The organism is Alistipes sp. UBA1686 (assembly GCF_002320215.1).
GTDB classification, from domain to species: Bacteria; Bacteroidota; Bacteroidia; order Bacteroidales; family Rikenellaceae; genus Alistipes; species Alistipes onderdonkii.
Map to the genome: position 1 here is coordinate 131997 of NZ_DCKA01000021.1, position 20601 is coordinate 152597.

The 20601-nt window shown below is 61.5% G+C and carries 14 protein-coding genes; 4 read left to right on the plus strand and 10 right to left on the minus strand.

From position 1 onward, the window contains the following. Positions 1-11: 11 nt before the first annotated feature. The 8 genes from B3C38_RS10630 to B3C38_RS10665 all read right to left on the minus strand — a co-directional run bounded on the left by B3C38_RS10630 (position 12) and on the right by B3C38_RS10665 (position 12746). Positions 12-977, minus strand: a complete 966-nt coding sequence (locus tag B3C38_RS10630) for a FecR family protein (RefSeq protein ID WP_087403462.1) — start codon at positions 975-977, stop codon at positions 12-14. Positions 978-1246: 269 nt separating this feature from the next. Next, positions 1247-1459 (minus strand): hypothetical protein, encoded by a 213-nt coding sequence (locus tag B3C38_RS10635; protein WP_286727048.1) that lies wholly within the window; start codon positions 1457-1459, stop codon positions 1247-1249. Next, a complete protein-coding gene (locus B3C38_RS10640; RefSeq protein ID WP_286727049.1) occupies positions 1411-2187 on the minus strand; it encodes a glycerophosphodiester phosphodiesterase in 777 nt (258 codons plus the stop codon). The genes B3C38_RS10635 and B3C38_RS10640 overlap by 49 nt, the downstream gene beginning before the upstream one ends. An 83-nt stretch (positions 2188-2270) precedes the next feature. Next, on the minus strand, positions 2271-4319 hold the full coding sequence (locus B3C38_RS10645; protein WP_286727050.1) for an FISUMP domain-containing protein: 2049 nt from the start codon (positions 4317-4319) through the stop codon (positions 2271-2273). Between the two features lie 30 nt (positions 4320-4349). Continuing rightward, positions 4350-5864, minus strand: a complete 1515-nt coding sequence (locus B3C38_RS10650; RefSeq protein ID WP_286727051.1) for a RagB/SusD family nutrient uptake outer membrane protein — start codon at positions 5862-5864, stop codon at positions 4350-4352. Between the two features lie 38 nt (positions 5865-5902). Beyond that, positions 5903-9169, minus strand: a complete 3267-nt coding sequence (locus B3C38_RS10655; RefSeq protein WP_286727052.1) for a SusC/RagA family TonB-linked outer membrane protein — start codon at positions 9167-9169, stop codon at positions 5903-5905. A 40-nt stretch (positions 9170-9209) separates the two neighbouring features. Beyond that, entirely contained in the window at positions 9210-11762 is a 2553-nt protein-coding gene (locus B3C38_RS10660) for a GLUG motif-containing protein (protein ID WP_286727053.1), read from the minus strand. A gap of 387 nt (positions 11763-12149) precedes the next feature. Beyond that, on the minus strand, positions 12150-12746 hold the full coding sequence (locus B3C38_RS10665; protein WP_022333208.1) for an RNA polymerase sigma-70 factor: 597 nt from the start codon (positions 12744-12746) through the stop codon (positions 12150-12152). 143 nt (positions 12747-12889) lie between these two features. Here B3C38_RS10665 and B3C38_RS10670 point away from each other — a divergent pair, with 143 nt between their 5' ends. From B3C38_RS10670 to B3C38_RS10685, 4 genes are all read left to right on the plus strand, one after another. Then, the gene (locus B3C38_RS10670; protein WP_286727054.1) at positions 12890-13972 is read left to right on the plus strand and encodes a PHP domain-containing protein; all 1083 of its coding nucleotides are present in this window, start codon (positions 12890-12892) and stop codon (positions 13970-13972) included. Positions 13973-14069: 97 nt separating this feature from the next. Beyond that, on the plus strand, positions 14070-15245 hold the full coding sequence (locus B3C38_RS10675; RefSeq protein ID WP_032135683.1) for a mannitol-1-phosphate 5-dehydrogenase: 1176 nt from the start codon (positions 14070-14072) through the stop codon (positions 15243-15245). Continuing rightward, entirely contained in the window at positions 15242-16240 is a 999-nt protein-coding gene (locus B3C38_RS10680; RefSeq protein ID WP_055210269.1) for a glycerophosphodiester phosphodiesterase family protein, read from the plus strand. The genes B3C38_RS10675 and B3C38_RS10680 overlap by 4 nt, the downstream gene beginning before the upstream one ends. A 21-nt stretch (positions 16241-16261) precedes the next feature. Beyond that, positions 16262-17620, plus strand: a complete 1359-nt coding sequence (locus B3C38_RS10685) for an MFS transporter (protein WP_278718997.1) — start codon at positions 16262-16264, stop codon at positions 17618-17620. A 146-nt stretch (positions 17621-17766) separates the two neighbouring features. Here the strand turns inward: B3C38_RS10685 and glmS are convergent, their stop codons facing one another. Next, positions 17767-19611, minus strand: coding sequence for a glutamine--fructose-6-phosphate transaminase (isomerizing) (gene glmS / locus B3C38_RS10690; RefSeq protein ID WP_286727056.1), 1845 nt, complete (start codon positions 19609-19611; stop codon positions 17767-17769). Positions 19612-19816: 205 nt separating this feature from the next. Further along, on the minus strand, positions 19817-20599 hold the full coding sequence (locus B3C38_RS10695; protein ID WP_286727057.1) for an inositol monophosphatase family protein: 783 nt from the start codon (positions 20597-20599) through the stop codon (positions 19817-19819). Positions 20600-20601 lie beyond the last annotated feature (2 nt).

The following is a 20601-nucleotide window of genomic DNA, read 5'->3' on the forward strand; positions in this document are numbered from 1 at the left end:
CAGGCCCCGTATCATTCGTTGCGGATCACCTCGCAATGCGTTCCGGTCATGAACTCGACGATGTCGACGACCTCCTCGAGCGAATTGCTCCGCAGGTAGTTGATGTCGTAGCGTTTGCCGTCGTCGGGCGACATGATGCGTATGCGTACGCCGTAGCTCTTTTCGATGCCGGCGATGATCTCCGTGATCGTGGCGCCCTTCATCGTGACCAGGTTGTAACGCCTGGTCACATAGAGCGGCGCGTTGATTTCGGCCACCTCCATGTCGCCCATCCGGGCGTCGTACACGGCGCGCTGGTTGGGATGCAGCCGCACGAGGTTGTCGCCGCCGGGGGTTTCGAGGCGTACGGCGCCGCGTTCGAGCACCACCTCCGTGAACGGGTCGCCGGCGAGCGCCCGGACATTGAAGGCCGTGCCCAGCACCCGGATCGCCAGCTCGCGGGTCTCCACGACGAAGGGATGCCGCGCATCGTGCGACACGTCGAAATAGGCCTCGCCGTCGAGCCGCACGATCCGCTCCCCGTCCCCCTTGCCTACGGCATAGCGCAACTCGGTGCCGTCTTGCAGCCACACCTGCGTCCCGTCCTCCAGATGCAGGACGGCCACGTCGCCGGTATGGTTGGCATAGGACTGGAACCGCCCGGCTTCCGGCAAGCGCAGACCTGCCAGCCAGGCTGCCGCGACCGCGATCACGACCACGGCTGCCGCAGCCGCTGCGGACATCCAACGCCGCCATGCGAACCGCGCGGGGCGCTGCATGGCGTCGTCGGCGTCGATACGCGCGTTGAGCCGCCGTAGCATGGCATCGCAGCGCTCGCCGGTGGCGGGGGAGATGAGCGTCCTGTGTGCGCTCCATACGGCCGCGACTTCGAAAAACAGGCTGCGGTTCTTCTCCGAGGCTTCGAGCCAGGCATATACCTCCCGGTCTTCGGCCCCGCTCGTCCGGCGGACGAGGTATCTGTATAGCAATCCCTCCATGTCGGTTATGGTAGGGGTATCTGTATGGCGTTCCAATATGTATACTTTTAGGGTGTTACCTATACTATACAGCCATAGGCACAAAAATACCTAGTCTGTTTTCACTTTTTTTTCGAAAAAGTGCATTTTTTCTGGAATCCCGGGAAATACGGGTCGAGGACGAAGCTGCGCAGGGCTAAAGGTAATAAAAATATCCGGGCTTCAAAGCCCGGATATCATCCCGGCCGTACCTCCGGCACAGGTGCCGGGCAGGATACGGAACGGTTCGGTCAGTTCCATTTGCCCAGCAGCTTGCGGGGGTAGTTCGTGCAGATGGCGTAGAGTTTGTCCTTGTAGGCCAGGTAATAATCCATGTCGACATCCAGGTCGGCATTGTATACGCTGAGCTTCAGCCCCGCATCGAGGAATTTCTGCACCGAATAACCGTTCTTGTTCACGGTCTTCCCCTCGAAATAGAGGTTTTCGGTCGAGAGGTCGCCCACGGATAGCCGTAGGAGATGTAATCGGCCGGGTTGCGGAAGCTCATCCACCCGGCATTGCTGCCCACGGCGCCCGCCGCGGCGAGCGAACGCTGCCAGATGGTGACGGGGCTGCTCGAACTGATTTTCGTCGCGTTGCCCGTGACGATGAACTCGCAGAAATTCTGCGCGCCCATCTCTTCGATGATCTCGCACGCCCGCTCACACGCCCTGGCCGAAGCCTCGCGCCCCTCTTCGGTCGATTTGCCGTCGATGGTAATGTTCTTCACGTCGAGCCACAGGCGCGTGGTTCCCGCCTCGAGCACCACGTCGATGAAGTCGGCCAGCGAGGGCAGTTGTTCCCCGTTGGCCAGCGTCCCGGCGGCACGCAGTTCGGCGAGCGTATGCTCCCACGGCTTGAGGTTGTTGATGTAACACCCCGCCGATGCGTGCGCCACCACGACATCGTCGTCCTTCGTAAGGTAGATGTCGCACTCCGACGCGTAGCAGCCCAGCCCGATGGCATAGTTGAGCGCCGCCACCGAATTGTCGGGGAACTGCCGTGTCCCGGCCTCCGTCGAACCGCCGCGGTGCGCGACGACACGGTTGCCGACCTCGGCCGGGGTTTTGATCTCGGTGCCGGGCTTCGAGGGCCCCGTCCAGTCCTTCAGCGGATCTTCGTCGTCGCTGCATCCTGCCGCCAGGCCGGCTGCGACAAGGGTGAGGAGCATAAGCATTTTATAGTATTTCATAGGTTTTTCTTTTTTATTCGTTTCGTTCCATGGCCGGAGCCCGGGCCGGACTGGGGCGGTCTCCCGTCCGGCCCGCTCCGGATTCAGAAATTCTCGTAATTTTTCACACAGCGCACCGCGGCTCCCGAACCGTTGCCCACGTCGAACCCGTCGTCGAATACCATATCGGCCGAGGTCGTACAGTAGGCGCGCCACAGGGCCATCTTCGAGGCCGTGGTCTGTCCCATCATCGGAATCAGGCAGTAGAAGCGCACGTTGCCCGAGTTGGCACAGTAGTCATAGCCGCTCTTGTAGAGGCGCCACCCCTGCGGGTAGAGGTTGAAAGCGAAGGCCTCGGCACCGTTCGAAATAACGGTCGCGGGGTTGAACTCGGCGTCCTGCCACTCCTTGCAGCGCAGGTGCGCCGCCACATTGGCCGCATTGCCCGAGGTCATGGCGCCGTACGATGCCGTCGCAGCCGCCACGGGGTAGTCCGAATAGCTCTTCGACGACTCCGCCACCGCGTAGATCAGGTCTTTCCAGTCGGACATATTGGCGATATGCCAGCCGTAGGGACAGATGCCCTGCACCTGCATCGAGAGCGACGGGTGGTCGGCCTCGGCCTGCGTATTGCCGCCGTCGGAGGCTGCGTAGTCTTTCAGGTCGGCCTTGAGGATCGGTTCCAGCGTGATGCTGTTGCCCACGGCATCCACGACCACCGTCCCGGCGCCTCCCAGCGGGAAGGGCATCAGCAGGGCCGGGCTCAGCGCGCCGGCCGGGTCGCCCGTCAGCGTTTCGTACGAACTGTAAAGGCGTCCGTAGACCGAAGCGCGCGTCGTCACGCCGTCGGGCATCATCAGCTCCTTGAGCGTCCCGCCGTTCTCCTCGGTGTCATAGGCCGGGTTGCGCATCGAATACTCCGCTTCGTCGTAACCGCCCGTCTTCGAGCCCCCGACCAGACCGCTGCCCAGCTTGTAGGTGCCCATCGCCGCGCCGCCGTTCCAGTGCAGGCCGGTCGTCATCCACGTCTTGGTCTTTCCGTCACGCGTGACGTATTCCTTGGTGGGGTAGCCGGCCAGTTCCGATTCGGGCATGCTGTTCACGGTCGAGATGCGCGTGAACTCGGCCTTCGAGTCGGCTGCCACCACGTTGTTGTCGTCGTCGAGCGCGATCGTCACGCGCAGGGCGTTCATCCCCGCAATGCCGAACGTGAGCTCGGGCGCTGCGGCCTCGGCAGCCGCGTCGGCCAGTACGGTGAGTTTGCCGTCGGCCGTCAGCGCATAGCGCGGATAGGCGTCCGGCGTACGCGAAGTCGAGAGGATCACCTTGCCGCTGCGGAAATAGTGGTCGAGGCCGAACACCAGGTCGTTCTTGTTCATCTGTGCGGCATCGCCGAAGGCCGCAAAGTGGGGTATGCCCGACCCGTAAATAAACAGGTAGGTTTCGTTGGCCAGCTGCCGCACCTTGATCTGCCTTGTGGCGAGGCTCGTATCCTCCGTCCCGGCGCTCACGGTCACCGTCGCCTCCCGCATGTCGGTGGGCGAGGTGTTGTCCGAAGCCGCGAGGACGATCGTCCCGGCCTCCCTGTCGAGCGTGCAGGTAAGCCACTCCACGCCCTCTTCCAGCTCGGCCGTGACGGTCGAGGCGGGCATGTTGGTCTCGAAGGCCACAGTCACCTCGGCAGGCTCCAGGGCCATCATTTCGATGTCCGATTCCGTCGAGAGGGTGAGCGTGGCATCGGGTTTGAGCCCGACCTGCATGATCGAAAAATCGACGCTTTCGCCCGTCTTGGAGAGCGTTACGCGCAGCGTTCCCGTGCGCTTGTAGTCCGTGTTCGCGGAGCAGGTGATCCGCAGCGCCTTTTCGACCGCGCCGTCGGGCGAGGCCGTATGGTAGTCGAGCGTGGCCCAGTCGGTGCCGACCAGTTCGGCATGCCAGTCGCTATACATTTTACCGTAGGGGTTCACCGTCACGATGTAGGTGCCGAACGCCAGTCCGTCCGTCGTCCGCCCGTCGGCATCGAACCCGATCGCGGCGGGCGAAATCGAGATGCGCGCCTCCCGGCTCGTGTTGTCCGCATCGGTGCCCGACTCGTAACAGCCTGTGAATGCCGCCGCGGCGATGGCGAGCAGGCCGGATATGAATTTTCTCATAGCTGAATAGTTTTCTGTTGGGTAAATGGATTAAGACCAGCCTTCGGTCTGCCTGAGGTTGCTGTTCTTGTTGATCGCCGAGGTCGAGATCGGGAAGAGGTAGATGTTGGGGTTCGTCGAACCGCCCACGCCGCCCTCGACACCCGTATTGGGCCAGTATTTGAGCGGGCAGTAGGTGTCGATGTAACCCAGGCGGATGTAGGTGAACCACAGGTTGCCCTCCTCGGCGAATTCCCAGCGGTTCTCCGCAGCCAGCGCTTCGAGCACGTTCTGCTGCGTGGCCGAGGTGTAGAAGTCGGCCTTCCCGTAGGCGCGCTGGGCGACCACGTTCAGCTCCCCGAGCGCCTCCTTGTACTGTTTCCTGTAATAGTACAGCTCGGCACGGAACATATAGTACTGCGCATACCGGTAGAGGATCAGGTCGTCGTCGTAGAGCAGCGTTCCCGAAGACCAGTCGCCCGTGAACTTGTTGGGCCATCCGACCTTTTCGTACATGTCGCTCACGCCCGTGCGCTCCATATAGGTCACGTCGCTGCGCTGGTCGTTGTTCTGCTCCTTGTTCCGCTTCAGCTCGCCGATGAATTCGTCCGCATAACAGAACCACTGGTTGCTCGATACCGGCACGCCGCCCTCGACGTTGCGGTACGAGGCCTTGACCTGCGTCGAGCCCCAGATGAAACGCTGGATGTAGCTGGCCGAATGCACCTCGTTCGTCGCATCGACATGCAGCGCGAAGGCGATCTCCTTGTTGGCCTTGTTCTTCACGTCGAACACGTCGGCGAACTTGCCGAGCAGCGGCGTGCGCGTAACGGCGTCGAGCGCCTCCCCGGCCATCGTCAGGTAGGAATCGCCGCCTTTCTGTGCGGCGTACATCCACAGCGCGAAGTCGGCCTTCAGCATGTTGATGTTGTCCACCGTGGCATAATAGCAGCCCTTGGCGTTGGATGTGATGTGCGTGAGCGCGCTTTCGATGTCCTGCGCCACCTGGGCGTATACCTCGGCCCGGGGCGAACGCGAAGGGTAAATCTCCCGCCCGGTGCTCTCGGTGGGCGTCAGGATGACGGGCGCGTCGCCCCATACGCGGGCGATCCAGTAGTAGACGTATGCCCGGACGAAATAGGCGTTCCCGAGGCAGTAGCTGCGCGTCTCGTCAGACATTTCGACCGACGGCGCGTACTTTATCACCGAGTTGCACTGGTTGATACAGGTGTAGAGGTTCGTCCAGCTTACCGACGACGTGCCCCCGTTGAGCAGGCTGTGCAATACCTCCAGCATGTCCGAGTCCATCAGCGAACGGTTCGTACCGCGATCCCACATGGCGGGCCCGACGCGCAGTTCGCCCCAGAAGAACTGGTTCGTGTAATTCTGCCGGAAGGCGTTGCGCAATTCGAAATAGATACCCGTCGTCGCGCCCGTGACGTCGCTTTCGTCCACCCACATGTTCGTCGTGTTGAGCTGGTCGGAGTTGACGATATCGAGCTCGCACCCCGCCATCGCCATCGAGGCGGCGCCTATCGCTGCAATATATAGCTTATGGAATTTCATATTCGTATATTCGATTTAGTTGTTGAGAATCATCCCGTTCAGAACGTGGCCTTCAGGCTGAACATCACCTTGCGCGTGGGCGGGTAAATGCTATAATCGGCCGAGCTGGTATTCACCACGCTGTACATGCCCGTGCTCGATCCCGAGGCGGCAACCGCCGACTCGGGCGACACGCCCTTGACCTTCGTCCAGTACACCAGCGTGTTGCCTGATACCGAGACCGTCAGGTTGCCCAGCCCGAGCTTGCCGATCCACCGCTTGGGGAAGCTGTACGACAGCGTCACGTCGCGCAGGCAGAGGTAATCGCCCTTTTGCACGCTGATGTCCGAGATGCGCGAATAGTTCTTGTTGCCACCGTCGGCGTCGTTGGCCGACAGGCGCGCCAACTTGGTGTTGTCGCCCGGCTTCTGCCAGCAGTCGTTCGCATCGTAGATGAGGTTCCAGTTGCAGTTGCCCATCGAGGTTTGCAGGCCGCGCGTATACATGTAGTTGTAGACCGAGTGCCCCAGCGCATAGTCGACGTAGACCGACAGCGAGAGATTCCTGTACTTGAAGGTATTGTTCATACCGCCGGTGGAGTGGGGCGTCACGTACCCCAGCAGGAACATGTCCTCGTCGTTGATCTGCTCGCTGCCGTCCGCCGTACGCGCCGACCCGGCGCGGTTGAGCCATTCGTAGTCGCCGATGTCCTTGCGGCCGGCGATCGAACGGCCGTCCGAACGGCGGATGCCGTGCGAATTGACGTCGTACAGCGCCGCGTCGGCCTGCGCCTCGGTTTCGATGATGTAGGCGGTCTTGTAGCCGTAGATGCGCCCCATGCGTTCGCCGACGGCCGTGCCGCCGAAACGGAATCCCGTCTCCGACATCGTGTACCCGCCGATACGCCATGCATCCTTGCCGTCGACGTCCTTGTACCTGTACTCGTCGGGGAGCGACAACACCTTGTTCATGTTGAACGAGTAGGTGAAGTCGGTCGTCCAGGTGAAGTTCTTGCTCTGGATGTTCACCGTCGAGAGTTCCACCTCGGCGCCGTAGAAGCGTACCGAACCGACGTTCTGCCGGGCCGAGCCGTAACCCGACGTATCGGGCAGCGTGACGCTGAAGAGCAGGTCGGTGGTCTTCTTGTTGTAATAGTCGGCCATCAGGCGGATGCGGTCGTTGAAGAATCCCATGTCGACGCCGATGTCCAGCTGGTGGGTGGTCTCCCATTTGAGCCTCATGTTGGGCAGCGCCGTGGGCAGGATGGCGCTCGCGCCGTTGTAGATCGACGTTGCGCCGAACCCTCCGTAGGCATCGTAAAGGCCGATGTAGTTGTTACCCGTCAGGCCGTACGAGGCGCGTATCTTGAAGCTGTTGAAATTGCGCACGTTCCAGAATTTCTCCTCCGAGACCACCCAGCCGGCCGACGCCGCAGGGAAATATCCCCAGCGGTTTCCTTCGGCGAATTTCGACGAGCCGTCGGCGCGGAACGTGAACATGAAGAGGTACTTCTTCCTGTAGTCGTAGTTCAGGCGCCCGAAATAGGAGGAGAGCGCCTCGTTGGTGTTGGTGTCCGCCCAGCCCGTGGCGTCCGTCCCTGCGGCCAGCGTCGGCACCTTGTCCGAATCGGCGCCCGTGACCGTCAGCGAAAGGCCGTTGACCGTGTTTTTCATGTAGTCGAACCCGACCGTGCCCTCGATCGCATGATCCTGCGCGAAGGTCTTGCGGTAGTTCAGGTAGCCCTGCGTGCTGAAGCGGTTGGTCTGCCCCCACTTCTCGTAGGTGCGGCGCTGGTTGGAGATAGCGTTGCCCGCCAGGCGCTGGTTGTCGATCCTGTAATAGTTGTGATTGGCAACCTGCATCACGGCGCGCAGCCCGTCGACGATTTCCCATTCGAGGTTGAAATTGGCCGTCATGCGGCGTGCCGTGTAGTTGCTCGTATAGTAACGGTCGAACCATGCGGCCGAGATGGTCGTGTTGTTGGTTCCCTGGGCGGGCGTGCCGTCGTCCAGGTAGTCGCGGTGCGTGGCGGGCATGAACATGCCGCGGCCCACGGTCGTCCAGTAGGTGGCGATACCCGACGAGGGGAGCGTGTTGCCCTTCGTTTCCGAGTAGTCGAACACGGTCGTCGCCTTCAGGTTCCTGAGTATCTTGAACGAGGTGTTGCCGTGGAAGGTGAAACGCGAGAAATCGGTGTTGATGCCGATGCCGCCGTCCTTCGTGTAGCCGGCCGACGCGGCATACTGCACCTTGTCGTTGCCGCCGTTCACGCCGACGTAGTAGTTCATCCAGTACGAGTCGTCGAACCATTGCTTCTGCTGGTCGTTGTCCTGGTAGGCGATCAGTTTCGAGTGGTCGATGGGGTCGACCATCACCTTCCAGCCTGCGGGGACATCGGCCGGCGTATCCACGAATTTGGGCGTCCACACCGAATTGTCGCCGTTGCCGATACCGGCGGAGTTGGCGCCCGTCAGGATGCCCGAGCCGTAGGCGTAGGTCGAAGGGTATTCGTTCAGCATCGTGCGCATCGTGCGCAGGTAGTCGCCGCCGTCCATCAGGTCGAACCTCACGGCGGGCGAAGTCCATGCGGCCTGCGCCTCGAATGTCACCTGCGGGCCCCGTGCCATGCTGCCCTTCTTGGTCGTGATGAGGATTACGCCGTTCGAGGCGCGGGCACCGTAGATACCCGCCGAAGCGGCGTCCTTCAGCACCTCGATCGACTCGATGTCATTGGGGTTCAGGCCGGTCATTTCACGGTTCACGCCATCGATGATAATGATCGGGGCGTTCGACTGGTTGATCGACGAACCGCCGCGAATCAGGAACACGGGGTCGGAACCCGGCTGGTTGTCGGCCGACGATACGCGCACGCCGCCGACACGTCCCTTCAGGGCATCGCCGATGGAGTTGACCGGTGCGCCGGCGAGTTTCTCGCCGTCCACCTTCGAAACTGCGGCCGTGATCGTGCGGCGCGACTGCGTGCCGTAGCCGATCACCACCACGTCGTCCACCATCAGCGCATCCTCTTCGAGCACAACGTCGATCGCCGAGCGGGTGCCTACGGGCACCTCCTGTTTCTTGTAGCCTATGAAGCTGAATTCGAGCGTTGCATCGGGGCCCGCCTGGATCGAATAGCGGCCGTCGGCCCCGGATGTCGCGCCGGTTGCGGTTCCCTTCACGATGACGGTGGCGCCGATCACCGGTTCGCCCTTCGCATCCCTGACCGCACCCGTTACGAGGTTGCCCTGCGCCTGCGCGTCCATCCCGCCCAACACCAGAGCAATTATACATACACTTTTCAAAAGTGTCGTAAGGACTCTTTTCATAATAGGTTTCTTTCAGTTAAGTAATTAATGATTTGCCGGGCTATTTCTCCCCGAAGGTGATGCCCGACGACGAGCCCCCGTCCTGGAAGCCGACCGCCAGTTCCGCATAGTTCGTCCCGGTGAGTGCCGTGCCGTTCACCGAACCGCCTGCGGCGCTGTCCTCCACGCTTTTCTTGTTCCAGCCCACGAGCGCCCCCGCATGCAGCGCACATGCCACCGCGCCGAAATTCCTGCATCCGGACACGGCGCCCACGTCGTTGCGCCCGATGATGCCCCCGGCCGCCAGCAGCGCCGAAGTGCCCTCGACGGTGGCCTGTACCGCACCGTTGTTGACATTGCCCGTGACGGCCGACTTGTCCTTGGTATTGTAGTCGTAGCCGACGATGCCGCCCGCATAGGAGCTCTTGCCCGCCTGGGCATTGTGCATCGAGACCGCACCGTGGTTGGTGTTGTTGGTCGCATTGCCCGACTTGATGATGCCCGCGATGCCTCCGGCGCCGATATTGGCGTTGCTGGAATTTACCGTTGCCGAGACCTTGCCGCTGTTCGTGCAGCCATTGGTCACCGCCGTGCCGTCCGTGCCGTCGTAGAAACCCACGATGCCGCCTGCGGCCTCCCAGTTGTTGGCCGTCGCCGTATAGGCCAGGGTGATGTCGCCGCTGTTCGAGCAGTCGTCTATCGTGCTGGCGTTGTGCGTACCGACGATACCGCCGATGCGGGTCACCTGCAGTTTGTCGGAGCTGACGGCCGCCCTGTTGGCACATCCCGTGACCTTCGCCCCGCTGTACGTCTGCCCCGCGATGCCGCCGATGCAGAGGTAACCCGCGCCTGCGGCATTGGCCTGCACGAATTTCACCTCGGCTTCGTTCGTGCAATCCCGGATCGCTGCCGCATAGTTCACGCCCGCGATCCCGCCGATGAAGCAGTTGCCGTTCATGTTCGAGACGACGGTGCCTTTGTTGGTGCAGTTGTCGATCACCAGCGTCGGGCAGCTGTCCACGATATAGGCGACGATACCGCCGATGCGGTGGGCTGCCGACGCGCCCGCGTTGTCGAACCGGATCTCGCCCGCATTGGTGCAGTTGCTGATGGTCGTATTGACCGCGGTCTTCATCACCGAGGCCGTAATTCCCGCCACGGCGTTGCCCAGCCCGAGCGAAGTCATCACCGGGCCGTGGTTGTGGCATCCGTCCAGCGTGATCGCCCCGGCCGCGTCGCCCGAGCCGTCGACGATGCCCGCGATACCGGCCACATAGCTCGCCACGCCCGCCGTCGCCACGTTGCTCACCGCGCCGTAGTTCCTGCAGCCGCTCATCTTCCCGTTATACAGGCTGCCGACGATGCCGCCCGTGCGCGACTTGCATCGGGAATCCGCCGAGACGGTCACGGGTACGAAGCTGGTCACGCCGGTGAGCGTATTGTTCGATTGTGCGACGATGCCCGCATAACACCACGTATCGGTGTCGGCGCTGTATTTGAGCTCGATGCGGCTCGTCCCGTCATAGGACGTGCCGTCCTTCGACCCGAAAACCACATCCGAGATCGCCCCCTTGGCATAGGCGAAGAACCCGGCATAACGCCCGTCGGTCGATACGTTGATATTGTAGATACGGTGGCCGTTGCCGTTGAACGTCCCCGTGAAATTCTCGATCGGCGTCCACGGGACATTCCGCATGTCGATGTCGGCCTGGAGGTCGACGATGGCACCGCCGTTGTCGTCGGCACACTCCTGCGCGAAGTTCACCATGTCTTCATAGGTGGCGATCCTCAGCCGGAAGAAAAGCTCGGTCACGGCTCCGACGCAGTTCCCCGCAAAGGCCACTTCCTGCCCTTCGAACAGGTTTTTGACGAAGACGCTCCCGTCCTTACAGGAGATCGTCGCCTTCAGCCCGCCGTCCACCTTCGTACCGCTGGCGGTCAGGAAATTCACCGTCTGGGCCTGCACCAGCGACATTTCGCCGATCTCCATCGTAAGGATGTCCGACACCGCGGCATCCTCGCCGACAGTCACCGCACCCGTCCGGGGATCGACCACGGCCTCCGATACGGCCAGGTGCCCCTCCACACCGTCGGGGTCGACCGGTTCGAGCGTGATTTTCGAAATGGTCTTCGAAGCCTCCTCGCCGATCGTGAGCGACAGCACCGAAGCCAGCGGCTTGAAGTGCAGGCCGAGGCTGCCCTGGGCGGGTGCGGCATCGGCCGCATAGGCATACATCGGCAGGGTAGCGCCCGTTTGGTCGGCACCGACCGCGAATACGCCGTCGACGGCCTTGAAATAGGCCGTCACTTCGCCGCGAGCGTCCGCGGGCAGCGAAAGGGCCACCGGATGGAACTCGACACCGTTGCCGGCGTCGTAGGTTTCGTACACATAAGAGATCCCCTTGTAGCCGACGACGATCTGGTCGCCTTCCTGCCATAGGGGAGCATACGCCTCGCCGTCCCCGGTAGCGGACGGGATCGCATCGATCGTCGCGAGGATCGTCACGGCATCCGCCGAAGGTTCGTCCACGGGGGATACCTTCGGATGCGTGTTGTCCTCCGAACAGCCTGCGATCGCCAGCATTGCTGCTGTGAAAAGAAAAATTTTTCGCATGGTTTTGTTTTGTTGGTTAAGAAATATTTGGTTGGTGGAAATACGGGTTGCAGGGTTTGCCCGGCGCGGGCAAACCTTTCGTACGGCTGTCGCGCACCGGCTCTGACGGCAGAAAAACATACTTAAAGCCATCATGCAGGTAAATCATACGATATACTTATATATCAAATTTATGGCACCTCTGCAAATGAGGGTGTGGTCGGCGGCTGAAGGCGCCTTCGGAAATGTCGTTTCCATCGGTCGAGTAGTTTAGGCGGTGTTCATAGATACATACAGCCGACCCGCTCAAACCACTTACCGGAAATTGAAAAAATCGGGAGCAGGATCAAACGAAAAAGCGCCGGGATACTATGTATCCCGACGCCTTGGGGTCTGTGCCTCTCCGGCCTATACGCCCCGCATGAAGAGCAGCGAAAGCAGCAACAACAGTTGTTCCTTGGAGAGTTTCCGGCGCAGTTGCTTGAGCGCCGCATACATATGGTTTTCCACCGTGCGCGGCGAAATGCCCAGTTGCTCTCCGATCTCGCGGTTCGAAAGGTCTTCGATGTAGCTCAGACGGAACACTTCGCGGCATTTGGGCGGCAGCGACTCGATGGCCGCATCGAGGCTGGCGCGCAGGTCGTCGTTGTAGAGTTTCTGCACGACGGGGCTGTTGTCGGGTGCATAGTACGAACTGCCCAGCGCGGCGATGCGCTCCCGGTAGTAGGCGCCGTATTCGCCGGCGCGCCTGTTCTTGTCCAGGTAGTTGAGCGAGCGGTTGTAGACCGAACGCAGCAGGTACTTGTACAGCGAGTTCGAATCGTCGAGCGTCTCCCGCCGCTGCCATACGTTGTAGAACACGTCCTGCACCACGTCCTCGGCCCAGTCGTCTCTGAGGAACAGGCGGGCATAGGAAACCAGCATGGCATAATATTTCCGGCACAGTTCGTCGAACGCCTTGCGGTCGCCCGCGCGAACCCGTGATATAAGCGAGATTTTCTCCATCGGATAATCAGATTCGGTACAAAAATAAACATTCTCGCCGAACGAAACAATGTCCGGTGCCTTTTTTAATTTTTTTGTAATCCGGTTAGGTGGTTTCCCGCGATCGGTTGTATTTAATATGACACGACCAAACTACACGACCGATGAGAAAAAACCTTACCCTCGCATTTTTTGCCCTTTTCTGTGCCCTGACCGCCGCCGCACAACTGCATAACGACGATGTCCACGTCCATCAGGCCGTCAGCCGCCAGAACTACCGCCAATACCTCCGCATACCCGACATCGGCGGCTATATCACGCTCAAATGCGATTTCCACGTCCATTCCGACATCTCCGACGGACAGGTGTGGCCCGTCGGCCGGGTCAACGAAGCGTGGAACGACGGACTGGACGCGATCGCCATGACCGACCACATCGAGGTGCACAAGAACGCCGACATCATCCGTTGCGGCCTCAATAAACCCTACGAACTGGCCAAGGCACGCGGCGACATGATCGGGATGATCGTGATCCCCGGTGCGGAAATCACCCGCAAGAAGCCGTTGGGGCACATCTGCACGCTCTTTATCCGGGATGCCGACAAACTCGACGTCGAGGACGAGATGCAGGCCGTCGAGGAAGCCTGCCGCCAGGGCGCCTTCCTGCTGTGGAACCATCCCGGCTACCCCGACCGGAAAAGCGACATCTATCCCGTCCACGAACGCCTGATCGCCCAGAGCAAACTCCGTGGCGTCGAGGTGTTCAACAAGACCGAATCCTATCCCCGCGCATTCGACTACGCGGTTCAGTACGGCCTCGTGCCGTTCGCCAACAGCGACATACATTATATGAGCGGGAGCATCTATCCCGTGCGCGGCAGCCGTCCGATGACCCTGGTCTTCGCCACCGCCCGCACGGCCGGGGCGATCCACGAAGCGCTCCTCGCCGGGCGGGCCCTGGCCTGCTTCGACGGCAACCTGATGGGGCGCGGGGAGTACATCGGCCAGATGATAGACGCTGCGCTCGAAATCCGCGAGATACGCCAGGTCAGCAAGACCAAACGCACGTTCGAGATCGCCAACAAGTCCGACCTGCGTTTCGCCGTCCGTCCGGCCTCCTACGACTATCCCATGCCCGTCTATGCGGGGCAGGTGCTGCGCATCGACATCACACAGGGCGAGGAGGTCGAATTTACGAACTGCATCCTCGGCAAGGGCAGGTATTACACCCGCATATTCTGGGAATAGGGCGCAGGGCATACGCCGCCGGGGCTCAGCGCTGCGACGGGCCGCGGCAACCGATACGGTATTTTGTTACAGAAGCCATATTTAAACCACGAATGCAATGAAGAAAGCTATTCAATTCGGAGCCGGGAACATCGGCCGCGGATTTATCGGCGCCGTGCTGGAACAGGCGGGCTACCATGTGGTATTCGCCGATGTGAACGAACAGGTCGTCGCGAGGATCAACTCGGACAGGGCCTATACGGTTCAGATCATGGACACGGTCTGCGAGCAGATGCGCATTACCGACATTTCGGCAATGGACTCCCGGAGCCCGGAACTTGCCGCCCAGATCGCCGGGGCGGAACTCGTCACCACGGCGGTGGGGCTGACCGTGTTGCCCCGCATCGCCGGGGCCATCGCGGCGGGTATCGCCGCACGCAGGGATGCAGGCGTCACCGAGCCGCTCAATGTCATCGCCTGCGAAAACGGCGTCCGCGCCACCACACAGCTCCGGGAGGCTGTCCTCAAGCACCTCGACGAGGCCCAGCGTGACTGGTGCGAGCAGTACGTCGGCTTCCCCGACTGCTCGGTCGACCGCATCGTGCCGCCGGTCAAGAGCGAGAACCCGATCGACGTGGTCGTCGAACGCTTCTTCGAATGGAACGTCGAGCGCGCCGCATTCAAGGGCGCCGTGCCCGAAATCCCCGGCATGAATCCGGCCGACAACCTGATCGCCTATATCGAGCGCAAGCTCTTCACGCTCAATACCGGCCACGCCATCACGGCTTACCTGGGACGGATGAAAGGCTACATGACCATCTGCCAGAGCATCTCTGACGAACATATCCATACCATCGTGAAAGCCGCCATGCGCGAAAGCGGGCGGGGGCTGGTGGCGCTCTACGGCTTCGACCGCGACGCCCACTTCGCCTATATCGACAAGATCATCGGGCGCTTCCGCAACCCCTACCTCTGCGACGACGTGACCCGCGTGGGACGCGAGCCGCTGCGCAAGCTTTCGGCAGGCGACCGCCTCGTCAGGCCCATCCTCACGGCCCGCCGCTACGGTATCGGCACGCCCGACCTGCTGCTGGGCGTCGGCGCCGCGCTGCATTACGACAACCCCGAGGACGTGCAGAGCGTGGAAATGCGCCGTCTGGTCGAAAAAGAGGGTGTCAAGGCCGCCCTGGCCCGCATCGCCTCCCTTCCCGACACCGACCCGCTGCTGCCGCTCGCCGCACAGGCCTACGACGAAGTGGAACGTATCATCGCCAAAATCCCCGAAGCACAATGAAAAGACCGAGCCCCCTTCTCCTGCTCCTGGCCGTATGCTGCGCCGCCGTGCTGCCCGCGTGCGCCCAGGCCCCGATACCGCACGCCGTGCGGATCGGGTCGATCGAAGAACTGCAAGCCTATTTCACCTATGACCCCGGCCGTGACATCATCGTCAGCGGACACCGCGGGGGCATGATGCCCGGCTATCCCGAAAACTGCATCGAATCGTGCGAAAAGACGCTGTCGATGATGCCGACCTTCTTCGAGGTCGACTTCAGCTTCACCCGCGACAGCGTCATGGTACTGATGCACGACCTGACGATCGACCGCACGACCACCGGCAAGGGGCGCGTGGCCGACTATACCTACGAAGAGCTGCAACAGTTCTGCCTCGTAGACCGCGACCGCAACGTCACCCCCTACAAGATCCCGCGCCTGAAAGACCTGCTGGAATGGGGCAAGGACAAGGTCGTCTTCAATTTCGACAACAAGTACATCAACACCCGAGGCGTGAGCGACGAGGTGCGCCGCGCCAGCCTCGACTACTATATCAAGCAGTTGCAGCCGGGCGGCGACTGGTCGATGTACCACAACATCATGCTGAGCGTCCGCTCCGTCGAAGAGGCGCTCTATTACTGGGAGCACGGCATCCGCAACGTCATGTTCTGCGTCGAGATCAGCTCGATGGAACATTTCAGGGCTTACGACGCATCGCCCATCCCCTGGAAATACATCATGGCCTATATCCGCCTGGCCGTAAACCCCGACCTGCAACCGGTCTACGACCTGCTGCACGCCGAGGGCGTCATGACGATGACCTCGATCACCGGCTCGTCCGACAAGGTGAAAAACCCCTACGACCGCCGTGTGGCCTACCTGCGCGAGCTGGTCGCCGAACCCGACATCATCGAGACCGACTACCCGTCGGAATTCATCGGCCTGCCGTGGTCGCGCGATGCGATCCACGCCCTGCAGGAAGCTGCGATGCGCAGCCACCGCACCAACCTGAAGTAAAACCCGAACCAACCTGAATAAATGTCTGCAAAACAACTCAATCCGGCCTATGACGGCATGACCGACCAACAGGTCAAGCGTTTCAAATACTGGGAATTCCGCACCATGGCGATGTGCATCTTCGGCTATGCGCTCTTCTATTTCGTGCGTAAGAACCTGAGCATCGCCATGCCTTATCTCAACGAGGAGATGGGCATCTCGAAATCCGACCTCGGCCTGTTCCTCACGCTCCACGGGCTGATCTACGGGCTCTCCAAATTCTTCAACGGCATCTGGGGCGACCGCAGCAACGCACGCTATTTCCTGGTGACGGGGCTCGTCTTCTGCGGCATCTGCAACCTGCTTTTCGGGTTCAGTTCGTCGGTGCTGGCGCTGGGTATCTTCTGGGTACTCAACGGCTGGTTCCAGGGCATGGGCGTCCCGCCTTGTACGCGGCTGATGACCCACTGGATCGTCCCCGAGCGGCTCGCCACCAAGATGTCGGTCTGGAACACCTCCCACTCAATCGGCGCCGGCCTGGCCATCATCTTCTGCGGCTACGTCGTCAGCCTGAACTGGGGCGCATGGTTCGACGCCTCGTCGATCCTCTCGCAGCACTGGCGCTGGTGTTTCCTGCTCCCGGCGACGATCGCCATCCTGGGCGCCGCCGTCGTCTGGGCTTTCGTGCGCGACACCCCCTCGTCGGTAGGGCTGCCCGAACTGAAGACCGGCAAGGCGGCCCCGGCCGACGCCAAACCGCATACCAAGGCCGAGCAAAAAGCCGAACACAAGGCGTTCCTGCGCCGCAAGGTCTTCCTGAACCCGACGATCTGGATCATCGCCGTGGGTAATTTCTTCGTCTACATCGTGCGCTTCGCCGTGCTGGACTGGGGGCCCACGATGCTCAAGGAGCACCTCCACATGGACATCAGCCACGCCGGATGGACGGTCGCGGCATTCGAAATCGCCGGCATCGCGGGTATGCTCGCCGCAGGCTGGGCCACCGACCGTTTCTTCGGCGGCCGCGCGCCCCGCACCTGCGTGATCTGCATGCTGATGACCGCGCTCTGCCTGGTGGGGCTCTATACCCTCAATGAACATACGCCGCTGGCCGTTGCCATCGCCATCCTGATGTCGGCCGGATTCTTCATCTACGGCCCGCAGGCCCTCGTCGGCATCGCCGCGGCGAACATCGCCACCAAGCGCGCCGCCGCCACGGCAGGCGGTTTCTGCGGCCTGTTCGGCTACGGCAGTACGATCGTCTCGGGCTGGGGGATGGGTATGCTGGTGCAGTACACCGACTGGAGCGTAGCGCTCTACACGCTGGTCGGCATGGCGCTTGTCGGCACGGCGGTCTTCGCCGCCGCATGGAAGGCCAAGCCGAACGGCTACGACGACTGACGCAGTTTTAGGTTAATGATAATTGTGTGTAGAGAAACCCCCGCAGACTTCCTTGACTGCGGGGGTTTCCGTTGGTTGGATCTCTCGGGCGGGTCGGTTCGCACAGCCGTCCAGACAGCTCTTTTCCGGCAGGCCGCGCCGGGAGGTTATTCCACCGTCACCGACTTGGCCAGGTTGCGCGGCTGGTCGACGTTGCGGCCCTTGTTGACGGCGATGTAATATGCCAGCAGCTGCAACGGCACCGACACGACGATCGGCATCAGGCAGTCGGTGACCACCGGCACCTCGATCGTATAGTCGGCACTGCGGCGCACATGCGTGTCGTCGCGGGCGATCACGGCGATGATCTTGCCGCCCCGGGCGCGGATCTCCTCGATGTTGCTGGCCGTTTTCTCGTAGGTGTTGTCCGGCGTTGCGATCGCCACGGTCGGCATCTCGTTGTCGATAAGCGCGATGGCGCCGTGTTTCATCTCGGCGGCGGGGTAGCCCTCGGCGTGGATATAGGAGATCTCCTTCAATTTGAGCGCCCCCTCGAGCGCCGTGGGGTAGTTGTAGCTGCGCCCCAGGTAGATAAAGTTGTGCGCATAGGTAAATATCTTCGAGAGGTCGGCGATCCGGTCGCCCAGCCCGAGCACGTCCTCCAGCACGGCGGGCAGCTCCAGCAGTCCCTTCGCCACTTCGCGGTAATATTCTTCCGTCACGGTGCCCTTTTCGCGGCCTACGGCCAGCGCCAGCATCGCCATGACGGTCACCTGTCCCGTGAAGGCCTTGGTCGAAGCCACGCCGATCTCGGGCCCTACATGGATGTATGCCCCCGAGTCGGTCGCCCGGGCGATGGACGATCCCACGACGTTGCAGATGCCGAAGACGAATGCCCCGGCCTTGCGGGCCAGCTCCACGGCGGCCAGCGTGTCGGCCGTCTCGCCCGACTGCGACACGGCGATCACGATGTCGTCGGCATTGATGATCGGGTTGCGGTAGCGGAATTCCGAAGCATACTCTACCTCCACGGGGATCCGGCATATATTTTCGATCAGGTGCTCGCCGATCAGCGCCGCATGCCACGATGTCCCGCACGCCACGAATACGATGCGGCGGGCCGCGAGGAATTTCCCGCGGTTGTCGATCACGCCCGACAGCTTCACCTCGTACGTGTCGGGGCTTATGCGCCCGCGGATACAGTCTACGATGGTCTTGGGCTGCTCGTATATCTCCTTGAGCATGAAATGCGGATAGCCGCCCTTTTCCAGCTGCGAGATGCTCATCTGCAGTTTCTTGATATCGACCCGGCCCTCGTGGTTGTCGAGCGTGACGATCTTGAGGGGCTTATGGCGGTTGATGACGGCAATCTCGCCGTCGTTTACATAGACGAAATCCTGCGTGTATTCGATGACCGAAGCGGCGTCCGAGCTGAGGAAAAATTCCCCTTCGCCGATGCCGATGGCCATCGGGCTGCTCTGGCGCGCGGCGATGATCTCGTCGCGGTTGCCCTTCTCGATCACGGCGATGGCATAGGCGCCTACGACCTGCCGCAGGGCCTGCTGCACGGCTTCGAGCAGCGTGCAGCCGCCCGTGGTACGGATGTACTCGATCAGGTTCACGAGCACCTCGGAATCGGTGCTGCTGCGGAACGTGTAGCCGTTCTCCTCGAGCGCGTCCTTGAGCACCCGGTAATTCTCGATGATGCCGTTGTGTATCAGTGCGATGTTCTCCGATTCGGAGTAGTGCGGATGGGCGTTCACGTCGTTCGGCACGCCGTGCGTCGCCCAGCGCGTATGCGCGATGCCGATGCTTCCGCCCAGCTCCTTGCCCTCGAGGAAATGCTCCAGGTCGGAGACCTTGCCCTTACACTTGTATACGTTGAGCGCACCGTCCTTGCCGACCATGGCGACCCCCGCGCTGTCGTATCCGCGGTATTCGAGCCGGTGCAAACCCTTCAACAGAACCGGGCAGGCCTCGCGTCCCCCGACATATCCTACAATCCCACACATTCGTTCTCAAAATTTTTATCCTGCCAAAAATAAGAAAAAATTTTAAAGACAGATTCCCGCCGTAAATAAAAAAGGACATCCGGGCATAATTTTGCGCCATTTGTCGCAAACGGGCAAATGCCTCCGCCCGCAAAAAAACGGGATGCAGACCGCATGTCCGCACCCCGTAACAATTATCTGCCGTCTCAGCGTCCCGCCGCCCGGCCTATCGGATATATTTGAGCATCTCCCCGACGAGCACCTCGTTGCCCGCGGCCTGCGATACGCCGCGGTTGCGCCTGAAATCGCAGACGACGCCCCCGGCTTCCCGCACGATCAGGTTCGCGGCACAGACATCCCACTCGTGCAAATCCAGCTCCCAATAGCCGTCCAGCAGCCCCGCCGCGATGCAGCTCAGGTCATAGGCCGCCGATCCCAGCCGCCGTATGTCGCGCACATAGGGTACGATCCGCGCGACGTTGTCGCTGTTGTTGTCCGGATTGACATCCTTGTCGTAAGGGAAGCCCGTGGCGAGCACCGACGTGGCGAGGGTCTGCTTGGCGGAGACTTGCAGCCGCTTCACCTCGCCTGAACGGCTCTTCATGTAAGCCCCGCCGCCTTTCGACGCCCAGAACAGCTCCCCGAGGTAGGGTGCATAGACCACCCCGGCGACGGTTTCCCCCTTGTGCTGGAGTGCGATCGACACCGAGAAGATCGGCAGCCCCTGACTGTAATTGGTCGTGCCGTCGAGCGGGTCGATCACCCAGCGGTAATCGCTCCCCGTCGTGCCCATTACGCCGCCCTCTTCGCCCAGTATCCCGTGACCGGGATAGCGGCCGAGGATCGCCTGCACGATGTAGGCTTCGCTCTCCTTGTCGGCCCGCGTCACCACGTCGTACGCGTTCGATTTGGTCTCTATCCCCAGGTCGTTGCCCCGGAAGTAGGCGAGTTGGATCTCCCCGGCCCCCTTTGCGAGCGGGAAGATGAAATCCAGGAATTCGTCGTACATGG

Bases quoted from the DNA above. Each gene is read 5' to 3' on its own strand.
- B3C38_RS10630 (WP_087403462.1), bottom strand. From the start codon at position 977: ATGGAGGGATTGCTATACAGATACCTCGTCCGCCGGACGAGCGGGGCC.
- B3C38_RS10640 (WP_286727049.1), bottom strand. From the start codon at position 2,187: ATGAAATACTATAAAATGCTTATGCTCCTCACCCTTGTCGCAGCCGGC.
- B3C38_RS10645 (WP_286727050.1), bottom strand. From the start codon at position 4,319: ATGAGAAAATTCATATCCGGCCTGCTCGCCATCGCCGCGGCGGCATTC.
- B3C38_RS10650 (WP_286727051.1), bottom strand. From the start codon at position 5,864: ATGAAATTCCATAAGCTATATATTGCAGCGATAGGCGCCGCCTCGATG.
- B3C38_RS10655 (WP_286727052.1), bottom strand. From the start codon at position 9,169: ATGAAAAGAGTCCTTACGACACTTTTGAAAAGTGTATGTATAATTGCT.
- B3C38_RS10660 (WP_286727053.1), bottom strand. From the start codon at position 11,762: ATGCGAAAAATTTTTCTTTTCACAGCAGCAATGCTGGCGATCGCAGGC.
- B3C38_RS10665 (WP_022333208.1), bottom strand. From the start codon at position 12,746: ATGGAGAAAATCTCGCTTATATCACGGGTTCGCGCGGGCGACCGCAAG.
- B3C38_RS10670 (WP_286727054.1), top strand. From the start codon at position 12,890: ATGAGAAAAAACCTTACCCTCGCATTTTTTGCCCTTTTCTGTGCCCTG.
- B3C38_RS10675 (WP_032135683.1), top strand. From the start codon at position 14,070: ATGAAGAAAGCTATTCAATTCGGAGCCGGGAACATCGGCCGCGGATTT.
- B3C38_RS10680 (WP_055210269.1), top strand. From the start codon at position 15,242: ATGAAAAGACCGAGCCCCCTTCTCCTGCTCCTGGCCGTATGCTGCGCC.
- B3C38_RS10685 (WP_278718997.1), top strand. From the start codon at position 16,262: ATGTCTGCAAAACAACTCAATCCGGCCTATGACGGCATGACCGACCAA.
- glmS (WP_286727056.1), bottom strand. From the start codon at position 19,611: ATGTGTGGGATTGTAGGATATGTCGGGGGACGCGAGGCCTGCCCGGTT.
- B3C38_RS10695 (WP_286727057.1), bottom strand. From the start codon at position 20,599: ATGTACGACGAATTCCTGGATTTCATCTTCCCGCTCGCAAAGGGGGCC.